This window comes from Providencia xihuensis, assembly GCF_041953405.1.
GTDB lineage: Bacteria > Pseudomonadota > Gammaproteobacteria > Enterobacterales > Enterobacteriaceae > Providencia > Providencia vermicola.
The window spans coordinates 454,990-468,018 of the sequence record NZ_CP169565.1; the positions used below are offsets into that span (position 1 = coordinate 454,990).

Sequence of the window (13,029 nt, forward strand, 5' to 3'; positions counted from 1 at the left end):
TGGTCGTATTATCCCTTGTAAGGCGAGTTAGATAGAGACTCGGTGATAGCCGAGTCGTTGATAAATTTAGGCTTGTATACCTTGAATTGCATCTTGAGCTAACTGTGTGATTTTTTCATAGTTCCCAGAGTTCAATGCATCTTCAGGGACTAACCATGACCCACCAATACAAAGCACGTTATCTAGAGCTAGATAGTCACGATAGTTAGTTAATGATATCCCACCAGTTGGGCAGAATTTTACTTGCGAAAATGGGCCTGTAATGGCTTTGAGTGCTTTAACGCCACCATTCGCTTCAGCGGGGAAAAATTTGAATTCTTTTAAACCATAATTCATACCAAGCATCAGCTCTGAAACGGTAGAAATACCTGGAATTAAGGGGATATTTCCTTGAACTGCGGCGGCTAATAGTTCTTCGGTTAAACCTGGGCTGATGGCAAATTGAGCACCTGCTTGGGAAACTTCCATGAGTTGTTTTGCATTAATGACAGTACCAGCTCCGACAATGGCCTCTGGTACTTCTTGAGCAATTAAACGAATTGCATCAATGGCACACTCAGTTCTTAGAGTCACCTCTAACACGTTGATACCACCATCAATAAGGGCTTTTGCGAGAGGTACGGCTTGTTCTAGTTTTTTGATAACAATGACGGGGACGACAGGACCTTGTTTAAGAATAGCCTCTGCTGACGTTTTCCAATTATTCATATTTTATTCCTATTAGTAAAAATAGATTAAAAATCAATACTGCAGGCGCCTTTTTCGGCATCAGATAAATTGCGTCTTAATGCACCGAAAAGCTCTCTGCCGCAACCCATATGCTTATCACTCAAGCCATGTTTACATACGGGACGTTTCGCGATTTCTTGCTCATCAATAAGGAGTTGTAGTTCACCAGTTAGCGCATTCACTCTGATCATATCTCCATCTTTGACTTTTGATAGGAGCCCACCAGTGTATGCTTCTGGTGTCACATGAATGGCCGATGGTACTTTACCTGATGCGCCTGAAAGTCGTCCGTCAGTCACTAGGGCAACTTTATAGCCCCTATCCATTAGCACACCAAGAGGTGGCATTAATTTATGAAGCTCTGGCATGCCATTAGCGGATGGGCCTTGAAAACGAACGACGATGATACAATCCCGATTTAAAGCTCCTGACTCAAATTGGGCGGCAATATCATTTTGATTATTAAAGACAACCGCAGGAGCCTCAATAATCTGATTTTCTTCAGGAACCGCAGATGTTTTCATCATTGCACGGCCTAAATTACCAGAAAGTAATTTTGTTCCACCATGATGGGAAAAAGGCTTATCAATTTGTGCAATGACTTCGGGATTATATGAATCTTTAGGGCCATCACGCCATTCTAAATGACCGTTATTTAGCCAAGGTTCTTGTGTATAACGGGAAAGGCCAAAACCTGCAACCGTATTAACGTTTTCATGTAATAGCCCTTTTTGTAGTAATTGATGAATTAATAATGCAACCCCCCCTGCTGCTTGAAACTGATTGATATCCGCCTGCCCATTTGGATAAATACGGCAAATCAGCGGGACAATCTCAGAGAGATCAGAGAAATCATCCCAATTAATGATAATACCTGCGGCACGGGCAATGGCAACGAGGTGCATGGTGAGGTTGGTTGAACCTCCCGTTGCAAGTAGGGCAACAATACCATTGACGATCACTTTTTCATCAACTAAATGCCCGATAGGTAAATATTGGCCTGATTGTTCAGTTAAACGAGTGATTTGTTGTGCAGCTGCGTTTGTTAATGCATCACGTAGGGGCGTTTCGGGAGGAACAAAAGATGCGCCTGGTAAATGTAAGCCCATGACTTCCATAACCATTTGGTTTGAGTTAGCTGTTCCATAAAAAGTACAAGTTCCAATACCATGATAGGATGCGGCTTCGGCTTCTAATAATTCGCTTCGGCCAACTTTCCCTTCAACATATAGCTGGCGAATACGCACTTTCTCTTTGTTGGGTAACCCTGTAGACATGGGACCTGCGGGAACAAAAATCGCGGGAAGGTGGCCAAATGATAAAGCACCAAGCATTAAACCAGGCACAATCTTGTCACAAATGCCTAAATATAGTGCACCATCAAACATATTGTGAGATAAGCCAATTGCTGTTGACATTGCGATGACATCACGACTGAGCATAGATAGTTCCATACCATCTTGCCCTTGAGTCACGCCATCACACATGGCAGGAACGCCAGCTGCGACTTGTCCGATAGAGCCTGCATTAAGTAATGCTTTTTTTAATTGTTCTGGGTAGTGATCGTATGGACGATGCGCAGACAACATGTCGTTATAAGAATTAATAATGGCAATATCCGCCCGAGTCATACTTTTGAGTATTTGTTTTTCTTCTGTCTGACAGGCAGCAAAACCGTGAGCGAGGTTACCACAAGCTAACGAAGCGCGATGAACAGTTGTGGTACGAGCCTGTTCAATTTTGCTCAGATAAGCGGCACGTGTTTGTGCTGAACGACAAATAATGCGTTGAGTGATATGTGCCAGTTCATCATGGATAGTGGTTAATGTCATGGTTTCAGAGATACTTTTGCTCATGATAATTGCTCCATAAGGCGGATAAAAAATAATGATTTCTACTTGGTTTTAGATTGTGTCTTGTTCATTCAGCAGCCGTTATTTTTTCAAAATCAAACATTGTTACCGGTAACATTGTTTAGCTAAAAAGTTTAAATAGCAATCATCAAAGTGAAAATTAAACACTAACTGTGACTTTAATCAAAATTAGCCAATCAACAGTTCTGTGCAGAAAAAGAGCAAATCGCATGCTATAGTGATAAAAATAAAGGTGTTAATGGCTGATTGATGCTATTTATACGATGATTGAGTTAAATGTAGCGGATAAAAATACAAGAGTCTTCGAATGCTAAAACACGTTGTTATTGTTGTAGTGTGGTTATATGCATCCATTGTGAATGCACAGGTAGCGCTATCCGCAGGGTCGTATACGGTTTTGATGAATATACTCAGCCAGCAACGTGAATTAAGTCAACATCATCAGCAAGCAGAAAAAGTTGAAATGATTACTCAGTCTTTAATAGGCACACCGTATAATAAATATACGTTAAATCAATCTCGGGCCACCATAGAAACACTCGTTGTGAACTTAAAAGCGATGGATTGTATGACGTTTATTGAATATACAGAGGCATTCAAACGCTCTGAAAGTTATGAGCAATTTATAACAAACTTAACAGATATTCGTTATGTTGATCAGAATATTAGCTTTACTAATCGGCGTCATTTTTTTTCGGATTGGGCACAAGAACCTAACCCAATCGCTTGGGATATTACTCCACAAATCAGTCCACATGCGGTAATGGTAAATAAAAGACTTAATTTGAATAACCAGGGTAGTTTTTTTATTGCAGGGGTGTCTGTAAAAGACAGGCTAATCCACTATATACCAGTGAGATTTGTTGATAATAATGTCATTAATCATTTAAAAACAGGGGATTACATTGGTATTTATTCTAAAAACAGTGGGTTGGATGTCTCACATGTCGGTATCATTATTAAACAAGGAGATAATACTTTATTTAGAAATGCATCGTCACTAAAAGGAAACTTAAAAGTCAGTGATGCCGAGTTAAAGCATTATTTAGCAGGAAAACAGGGCATTATTATTTTGAGGGCAAAATAGATTAATTATCAAATCATAAGGATTAAAATAATAGCTATTTAATCATTTTTGCTGATTATTTGTCATAAATAAAAGGGAGTTTCATTTAGGTAGCAATTAAACAGTTAGTTTCACTTTTTTTAAAAAATGAAATTAAATTAAGAATATGAATTGGTATGTATTTTTATTAGTTACTAATTATTACCAGTAACATTAAAAGTGTAAAAGGATATTAAATTATCGATTTGATCAATAAAGTATCACAATATATTTTAAATGCATTAAATTTAAAAAAAGCTTTTATAAAGCAATAGATTGCTTTATAAATAATACGAAAGTCTCTTTTTTTTGTATATAAAAAACAGGTTTACCTATCAATTTCTGTTATTTTGATTGTTCATAACTATTTTAAATGTATTCGATTAATTTTATAATGATTAATACTAGCTAAATTTTATTTTCTTATTTAGGAGATGGTTATGCATATCGTTAACAAGAAAAATATTTATGCATTATTGGGAAATCATTTACGAAAAGCTAGAGTGAGCAAGGGGTTATCTGGGAATGAGCTAGGTTCAGTTATTCAGTTAAGCCAGCAACAAGTGTCTCGTTATGAGTTAGGAATTAACAAATTAAGTTTAGATAAATTAATTGAAATAGTCATTTTTCTAGATATCGATATTAATGAAATTACTAAATTGATCATAAAGCAGGTTGAGTATGAAAAAAATGAGCTAATACCAAGTTAAAAATTTTTTATGATATTTCAATAAATTTCATGGTTAATTTGCTGTATTAAAAAGTGATTCTACCTACAAGGAACTGATTTCTCATTTATTACGTTGCCTAATAAAAATAAATTAATGGATTGTACTTACTGTTATAAGTATCGTTATGATGATAAATTCTTAAGAGTGAAAAATATTCAAGTCTATTTTGCACAACTGTAATTAATTGAATTAATATTTTTTCAAATTAAAGCGATTAATATCTTCTTAATAATTTTTTGTATTTTTATTTCATTTTTTAAGTAGGTAACAACAAGCGCCTATTAGTAAAAAATGGTGATTGATGAAAGTTTTTTTGTTTCATTCTGAACATAAAAAATGTATTGTAGTATGAAAAACAAGCTTACTTATTTTTTCTATAAGAGATAGAAGAGGGTAGGTAAGCTTTAAAAAATGCACCTATGCTAATTTATTCTACCTACAATTTTTCTATTAAGTTCTACTATAGAAAAGCTGTACGGTTTCTATAGTGTTATCGATAACCTTGTGTTTAAATATGTAACACACTACAGGTAGGATAAGGTTAAAGTTTGATGTTGAAATATATAGGGATATTTTTCATTTTCTTACTTGTTGGGTGTACAGCTCCCACGTCAAATAATGGTTATTACGTCGATAAACGCTACCCTTCTCAAAATACCAGTGAACGCATCCAGTATGTTATTTTGCACTATACGGTGTCTGATGATAATCATTCTATTAAAATATTGACGAAAGGTAAGGTCAGTTCTCACTATCTAATTCCAAGTCATCCAGATACTAAAGAGGGTAAACCTATTGTATTGCAACTCGTTCCTGAAGAGTTAAAGGCTTGGCATGCAGGTGATAGCCGGTGGCTTTACCATACCAGCCTGAATGATTCTTCAATAGGGATTGAAATTGTGAATGCTGGCTTTCAGGGAGATAAAAAAGGGGACAAAAGCTGGCCTCCTTTTAATGAGTCACAGGTTACAGCCTTAATTCCGTTATTAAAAGATATTATGCAGAGGTATAACATTCCTCCCGAGAATATCATTGGTCATAGTGATATTGCACCGTTACGTAAGCAAGACCCTGGTAGAGCCTTTCCATGGCAACGCCTTTCACAACAAGGCATCGGGGCTTGGCCTGATCCTAAAACAGTGAGTAAGTACCTTGCAGAACGAAATGTGAATGAGCCTGCTAATATACTTCGTCTCCAGAAAGCGCTGAAGTTTTACGGGTATTCAGGTATTTCGTTATCAGGTCAGTTGGATGTACAAACGAAAAAAACCTTACGTGCATTTCAATTACACTTCAGACCGCGGGATATTGAGGGGTTAGCGGATGCAGAGACAGAAGCTATCGCCCTTGCATTGATTGAAAAATATCGTGATATATCAAAATTTAAAGCCTTTGAGAGAACGAGGCAGCTAGAACATGTCCCTACTACACAGCAAGGGGATTAGTTTTTTAAACTCCCTTGGTTTTACAGTGTGTTACCAATAAAAGTGCGGGTTTCCCCGCATTTTATGTTTCTGAGATGCTGAAACTAGCGATTTGCCCCATACTCGCGGCTAATTTCTTTTGCCGCTTTGATGACCATCGCACCTAACTCTGTAATGCGGTCATCTGTGATTCGAGATAACGGCCCAGAGATAGATATCGCAGCAAAAGCCTCTTTGTGTTCATCATAAATACAGGCACCAATGCATCTTAAGCCTAAAGCATGCTCTTCATCATCATAAGAAAACCCTTGTTTCTTGGCTTGCTGTAAATTTTCTTTTAATGCAGAAGGGTTGGTTAAGGTAAAGGGGGTATAAGCATGTAACCCTTTACGGCTTAAAAGTGGAATGAGCTTATCTTCAGGTAAATTAGCGATAAACGCTTTACCTGCACCAGATGCATGTAAAGGGAGTTTGCCACCAATTGGCGCAGACATGCGCATTAATGCAGTACATTGTACTTGGTCGACAATAACGGCATCGTACTCAGTATGGTCAAGAATCGCTAAATTGACGGTTTCACCAGATTCATCCATTAAACGACGTAAAATAGGGTGAACTAACGCTAACAAATTCCGACTTTCTAAGAAACTACTACCAATAATAAAGGCGTTGGAGGCGATAACCCACAAACCTAAGTCACCCGTTTGGCGTACAAAGCCGTGCTGTTCTAAGGTCATTAATAGCCGGTGTGTTGTTGAGTTTGGTAAGCCCGCTTGTAATGCGAGATCAGTTAAAGCAATGCCCCCAGTAGATTCAGAAATATATTCCAACAGTGTGAGTCCACGGCTTAATGATTGAACTTGCCCTGCTGCGGTTGCACCACTTGCTGGCCCTTTTGCTTTTTTAAGTTTTTTTGTAATTGGTGCCGTTGCCATTAAGCCTCTCCTGACTGTAATGAAATTTGATTCTATTATGAACTAACTAAGCTGAAAATACTCATCGGATCAGTGAGGAAGTGATCGTCACATAACCTGAGAAACTCTCATCATAACAGTGAATTTCAAACACAAAAGTTATGGTAGGATGTTAAGTGTAAAAATTTGACTTATTTCTCAGTGTTTCCGATCAGGAGGGCAGTGCAGTGTCCGAAAAAGTGAATCAATTAGAACAAGAATTAAAAAAACGTATATTGGTATTAGATGGTGCGATGGGGACAATGATCCAGCAGCACAAACTAACAGAAGAACAATTTCGTGGTGAGCGTTTTGCGGATTGGCCAAGTGATTTAAAAGGCAACAATGACCTGTTAGTCCTCACTCAGCCTGAGATCATTCGAGAAATTCATAGTCAATATTTTGAAGCGGGCGCAGATATTGTTGAAACCAATACATTTAACTCCACATCTATTGCGATGGCGGATTATAAAATGGAAGCAATTTCCGCAGAAATTAATGAAGTCGCTGCACGTATTGCTCGTGAATGTGCAGATGAGTGGACACGGAAAACCCCTGAAAAGCCACGTTATGTTGCTGGGGTATTAGGGCCAACCAACCGAACTGCATCGATTTCTCCAGATGTGAACGACCCTGCTTTTCGTAATATCACCTTTGATCAATTAGTTGAGGCATATAGAGAATCAACTCGATCACTTGTAAAAGGTGGCGTTGATCTGATCATGATCGAAACTATTTTTGATACGTTGAACGCCAAAGCAGCTATTTTTGCAGTAGAAACTGAGCTTGAAGCGTTGGGCGTGTCATTGCCTATCATGATTTCAGGAACAATAACTGACGCTTCAGGCAGAACACTTTCAGGGCAAACAACAGAAGCTTTTTATAACTCATTGCGTCATGCGCAGCCGATATCATTTGGGCTGAATTGTGCATTAGGGCCAGATGAGTTGCGTCAATATATTGCAGAATTGTCACGAATTGCTGAATGTTATGTGAGTGCTCACCCTAATGCGGGGTTACCAAATGCTTTTGGTGAATATGACCTTGATGCACAAAACATGGCGCAGCAGATCCAAGAATGGGCAAAAGCAGGTTTCTTGAATATTGTTGGTGGGTGCTGTGGAACAACACCGCTGCATATTCGTAAAATGGCGGAAGCTGTAAAGGGGATATCGCCCCGTCAATTACCCAGTTTACCTGTTGAATGCCGCCTTTCAGGGTTAGAACCGTTAAACATTGGGGCAAAATCGTTGTTTGTGAATGTGGGGGAAAGAACCAATGTCACAGGATCAGCAAAATTTAAGCGTTTGATTAAAGAAGAAAACTACCAAGAAGCCTTAGATGTGGCTCGCCAGCAGGTGGAAAGTGGTGCCCAAATTATTGATATTAATATGGATGAGGGCATGTTGGATTCCCATGCGGCTATGGTGCGCTTTTTGAATTTGATCGCGGGAGAGCCCGATATTGCTCGAGTGCCAATTATGATTGACTCCTCGAAATGGGACGTTATCGAGGCAGGCCTTAAGTGCATACAAGGCAAAGGTATTGTGAATTCCATTTCAATGAAAGAGGGAGTTGAGGCCTTTGTTGAACACGCCAAATTATTGCGCAAATACGGTGCTGCTGTTGTCGTCATGGCATTTGATGAGGTAGGCCAGGCTGATACACGTGAACGGAAAATTGAAATTTGCCGCCGTGCCTACCAGATTTTGACGGAAGAAGTGGGCTTTCCCCCTGAAGATATCATTTTTGACCCTAATATTTTTGCTGTCGCGACAGGTATCGAAGAACATAATAATTATGCAGTTGATTTTATTGAGGTTTGTAAGGATATCAAAGAACAGCTTCCCCATGCGATGATTTCTGGTGGTGTTTCCAACGTTTCTTTCTCATTTAGGGGAAATGATCCTGTTCGAGAGGCGATCCACGCGGTGTTCCTGTATTACGCGATCCGTAATGGCATGGATATGGGGATCGTCAACGCGGGGCAATTAGCCATTTATGACGACCTGCCTACGGAGTTAAAAGATGCCGTCGAAGATGTGATTTTAAACCGCCGTGATGATAGTACGGAGCGTTTGTTGGAGCTGGCTGAAAAATATCGCGGTTCAGGCTCGGTTGAGCAGCAAGTTCAACAGGCGGAGTGGCGCAGTTGGGATGTGGAAAAGCGCTTAGAATATGCTTTAGTGAAAGGGATTACCGAATTTATTATTCAAGATACAGAAGAAACGCGCCAGCGTGCATCGAGCCCCATTGAAGTTATTGAAGGGCCATTAATGAACGGCATGAACGTGGTCGGAGACCTGTTTGGTGAAGGGAAAATGTTCTTACCCCAGGTGGTGAAATCGGCTCGTGTGATGAAACAAGCAGTGGCTTATTTAGAACCGTATATTCAAGAGCTTAAGCAGTCAGGTAGTAGTGCAGGGAAGGTATTACTCGCCACCGTAAAAGGCGATGTCCATGATATTGGCAAAAATATTGTTGGGGTAGTACTTCAGTGTAATAACTATGAAATCATCGATTTAGGTGTAATGGTACCATGTGAAACAATTTTAAAAACGGCGCGTGAGCAAAATGTCGATATTATTGGGTTGTCTGGTTTGATCACTCCATCTCTTGATGAAATGGTGCACGTCGCAAAAGAGATGGAAAGGCAAGGTTTCACATTGCCATTATTGATTGGCGGCGCAACAACCTCGAAAGCACATACTGCGGTAAAAATTGAGCCAAATTATACAGGGCCAACTACCTATGTACAGAATGCATCACGTACTGTTGGGGTTGTTGCTGCACTCTTATCTGAAACACAAAAAGAGGATTTTGTTGCGCGCACGCGTCGTGAGTATGACACTGTGCGTATACAACATGGGCGAAGAAGGCCGAAGACCCCACCCGTTACGCTGGATATCGCACGAGCGAATGCCGTGAATATTGACTGGCAAGCTTATCAGCCTCCTGTACCAAAATCGCTAGGCGTTCAAGAAGTTAGTGCCTCAATAGCGACCTTGCGAGAGTATATCGACTGGACGCCATTTTTTATGACATGGTCATTGGCAGGCAAATACCCGCGTATTTTAGAAGACGAAGTCGTCGGGTCTGAAGCTCGTAAGTTATTGAATGATGCCAATGAGATGTTAGATAGACTTGAAAAAGAGCATTTACTGATTCCCAAAGGTATTTTTGGCCTATTCCCTGCCAACCGTGTTGGTGACGATGTTGAAATTTATACGGATGAAACTCGTGCTAACGTTCAAGCGCGGAGTTTGAATCTACGCCAGCAAACCTTAAAAACGGATTTTCCGAATTATTGCTTATCAGATTTTGTGGCACCAAAAGATAGCGGTAAAGCAGATTATATTGGGGCATTTGCTGTTACAGGTGGCCTTGAAGAGGATGCGCTGGCGGATGAATACGAAAAACAGCATGATGACTATAATAAAATTATGGTCAAAGCGCTGGCGGATAGGCTCGCGGAAGCATTTGCAGAATATTTACATCAGCAGGTGCGTACCCAATATTGGGGCTATGCGGCGGATGAAAATTTGAGTAATGAAGAGCTAATCCGCGAAAATTACCAAGGTATTCGTCCTGCACCAGGGTATCCTGCTTGCCCTGAGCACACAGAAAAAGAGAAAATTTGGCAGTTATTAGACGTTGAAAACCAAGTGGGGATGAAATTGACAAGCTCCTATGCAATGTGGCCAGGGGCGGCGGTATCGGGCTGGTATTTTAGTCACCCAGACAGTAAATACTTTGCGGTGGCGCAGTTGCAAAAAGACCAAATAATGGACTATTCACAGCGTAAAGGGATGTCGGTAACGGAACTGGAGCGCTGGTTAGCCCCTAACTTAGGCTATGACCCTGAAGATTGATAAAACAGTGTATTGATTTTTCAGGTGTTTGGCACCATCTTATGGATAAAGACATTAAAGGGGTCCAATGATGAGCTATGAATTTATTATTGAAAATGAACTGCCACAATCTGTGGCATTTCCTTATCAGAGCCAAAACAGTGCGGCACCTGGCACTTTTCTGATGAGTGAAGATGCGGTTAGTGCCATGATGAGCATCTTACAAATTATGGATAAGCTCGATACAGATGAGTCCCTTGATGAGCACTGTTTTAACCAAATTTGGTTAAAAAGTGAGTTAACCCCCGCACGTGCAGAAGAAATTTATTTGTTTCTGGAAGAACGTTTAGCGGTAGAACCCTTGCCTTCGCAAGAAGAGATTGCGGCATTTCATCAGGCACAAGTGGATGAAAACAAGCTACTATCGCAAGAAAGTAGCAAAGAGGGCATGATCCCAGTCCATAAGTTCTCCACTAATGATGGTTGGTTAGTGACGACGAAAGAGTGCGAATGGATAGCAGAGGTATTCGCTCCCGAGTTGGTGAGTGAAAACCACTTTGTGGTGTCGCAAATTTCTGAGTTATGCAAAATTAGCCATCAAAAACTGGAGCATTTACTGATTGAATGGGGCAAATTTAATTTATTTGCTAGTAAACATGGTGGTTACCGTGTTAATTAAGTTTCTGATGGTTTAATCTTTGATTTAGGTGGTGGTCATTTTAGTCGTGAATGAACATCACCTAAGCTTTTCGACGAAATTCCTTTCTAATCGTGTTTTTTCAGCTTGAATCCCTTATGAATTTTTTATTGGAGTGTTATGTTAGCAATATAACGCCAATGAATAGGTTGTGGTGATGAAATTACGGTATTTATTTTTAGTAGTTTGTTTGGGTATAACCTCTTTTGCTCAGGCGACTTCTGAAGCGCCTTCCACAAAAAATAAACCAGCAGAAACGACAGCGCAGAGTCGTGATGTGGTGCTTCCCGATGATTTTAAAGCTCAGTTAAGATCGGCTAAAGCAGGGGATGTTGATGCGATGGTGGATATTGGGCTTGCCTATATGGAAGGAACTGATTTTTTAAACATTGATGATAAAGAAGCTTATCGTTGGTTTAAAAAAGTGTCTGATTTGGGTAATACTGATGGGGATTATTATCTCGGTATGTTATTGCAAAATCAGGAAAAATATAAACAAGCTGAGCGTTGGTATCGGCGTGGTGCAGAAAAAGGGGATGCATATTGCCAATATGCGCTGGGCTACTTTTATGAGCATGGTTTAGGTGTTACACAAAATTTCAAGCAAGCCAAAGCGTGGTATTCGGAAGCTGCAGAGCAAGAACATGCTAATGCACAATTTGCTATGGGGCTTTTTTACCATGATGGTCTTGGTGGGAATGTGGATTACCAAAAAGCTCGTGAATGGTATGAGCGAAGTGCTGTCAATAATATCGCCGCCGCCGTTAACAACCTTGCCGTGATGTATGAAAATGGTGAAGGTGTTGAAAAAAATGATGAAACCGCTATTTATCTCTATCGCCAAGCGGCCAATATGGGCTCTGCGATTGCGCAAAACAATATGGGTGACTTTTATCAGCAAGGCCATTTGCTCATCGAAAAAAATGGCTATCAAGCAATGTACTGGTATAAACGAGCCGCTCAGCAAAATAACGTTGATGCGCAACTGGCTATCGCAAGTGCCTATGAAGCTGGAGATGGCGTCGGAAAAGATTTAGCCGAAGCATTTGTTTGGTACGAGCGTGCTGCACAAAATGAGTCACTGGATGCGGGTATGAAAGTGGCTGAATTTTATGAAAAAGGATTAGGTGGTATTGAGAAAAACCCAGCAAAAGCCATTGAGCTATACAAAGCGTTAGCCAAGAATGAGTCTGATGATGCGCAAATTAAATTAGCGAAGATGTATGTTGCTGGTGAAGTAAATGATGTGAATATCAAGGATGTCGTCAATTGGCTGCAGCTGGCGGAAGACGATAGCCTTGAAGCCAAAAACCAATTAGCGATTTTCTATTTAACGGGAACGGGTGTTGCGCAAAATACACAGAAAGCACGCCAACTATTGGAAAAAGTGGCTTTTAAGAAAAATAGTGATGCGCAAAATAACCTTGCGGTGATGTATGCCCGAGGTGAAGGCGGAGAGAAAAACATTTTTCGTTCTGTGATGTGGTTTGAGCGAGCAGCAGAGTTAGGGAATGAAACGGCAAAACGTAATTTATCGCTCTTGCAGAATAATAAAGAGGTTAAGGCTTCGATGCTGCGCTATACCGATAATATCAATCAATCGATGGAAAACTTGAAAAAGCGTTAAGTTTCCAATTAAAAGGCGATCATGAAGATCGCCTTATC

9 protein-coding genes are annotated in these 13,029 nt (G+C 40.1%); 6 read left to right on the forward strand and 3 right to left on the reverse strand.

Annotated elements, in window-relative coordinates:
* Positions 1–66 precede the first annotated feature (66 nt).
* Together ACE2AL_RS02010 and edd are read right to left on the reverse strand one after the other, a co-directional pair.
* The gene (locus tag ACE2AL_RS02010; protein WP_206086211.1) at positions 67–708 is read right to left on the reverse strand and encodes a bifunctional 4-hydroxy-2-oxoglutarate aldolase/2-dehydro-3-deoxy-phosphogluconate aldolase; all 642 of its coding nucleotides are present in this window, start codon (positions 706–708) and stop codon (positions 67–69) included.
* A 26-nt stretch (positions 709–734) separates the two neighbouring features.
* The gene (gene edd / locus ACE2AL_RS02015; RefSeq protein WP_375084293.1) at positions 735–2,561 is read right to left on the reverse strand and encodes a phosphogluconate dehydratase; all 1,827 of its coding nucleotides are present in this window, start codon (positions 2,559–2,561) and stop codon (positions 735–737) included.
* Positions 2,562–2,910: 349 nt separating this feature from the next.
* On the opposite strand from edd, the gene ACE2AL_RS02020 reads away from it, so the two are divergent.
* From ACE2AL_RS02020 to ACE2AL_RS02030, 3 genes are all read left to right on the forward strand, one after another.
* On the forward strand, positions 2,911–3,690 hold the full coding sequence (locus ACE2AL_RS02020) for an N-acetylmuramoyl-L-alanine amidase-like domain-containing protein (RefSeq protein WP_375083908.1): 780 nt from the start codon (positions 2,911–2,913) through the stop codon (positions 3,688–3,690).
* A gap of 458 nt (positions 3,691–4,148) precedes the next feature.
* Positions 4,149–4,418 (forward strand): helix-turn-helix domain-containing protein, encoded by a 270-nt coding sequence (locus tag ACE2AL_RS02025; RefSeq protein ID WP_225820633.1) that lies wholly within the window; start codon positions 4,149–4,151, stop codon positions 4,416–4,418.
* 572 nt (positions 4,419–4,990) lie between these two features.
* Positions 4,991–5,884, forward strand: coding sequence for an N-acetylmuramoyl-L-alanine amidase (locus tag ACE2AL_RS02030; RefSeq protein WP_375083909.1), 894 nt, complete (start codon positions 4,991–4,993; stop codon positions 5,882–5,884).
* Positions 5,885–5,967: 83 nt separating this feature from the next.
* On the opposite strand, the gene iclR is transcribed toward ACE2AL_RS02030, so the two are convergent.
* A complete protein-coding gene (gene iclR / locus ACE2AL_RS02035) occupies positions 5,968–6,798 on the reverse strand; it encodes a glyoxylate bypass operon transcriptional repressor IclR (protein ID WP_225820635.1) in 831 nt (276 codons plus the stop codon).
* Positions 6,799–7,004: 206 nt separating this feature from the next.
* On the opposite strand from iclR, the gene metH reads away from it, so the two are divergent.
* The 3 genes from metH to ACE2AL_RS02050 all read left to right on the forward strand — a co-directional run bounded on the left by metH (position 7,005) and on the right by ACE2AL_RS02050 (position 12,991).
* Positions 7,005–10,688 carry a methionine synthase gene (gene metH, locus ACE2AL_RS02040; protein ID WP_206086217.1) on the forward strand — a complete coding sequence of 1,228 codons (3,684 nt, stop codon included), beginning with the start codon at positions 7,005–7,007 and terminating at the stop codon, positions 10,686–10,688.
* Positions 10,689–10,755: 67 nt separating this feature from the next.
* Positions 10,756–11,346, forward strand: a complete 591-nt coding sequence (locus ACE2AL_RS02045) for a hypothetical protein (RefSeq protein ID WP_206086218.1) — start codon at positions 10,756–10,758, stop codon at positions 11,344–11,346.
* 175 nt (positions 11,347–11,521) lie between these two features.
* Complete coding sequence (locus ACE2AL_RS02050) at positions 11,522–12,991, forward strand: tetratricopeptide repeat protein (protein ID WP_375083910.1); 1,470 nt, start codon at positions 11,522–11,524, stop codon at positions 12,989–12,991.
* The last annotated feature ends 38 nt before the right edge of the window (positions 12,992–13,029 follow it).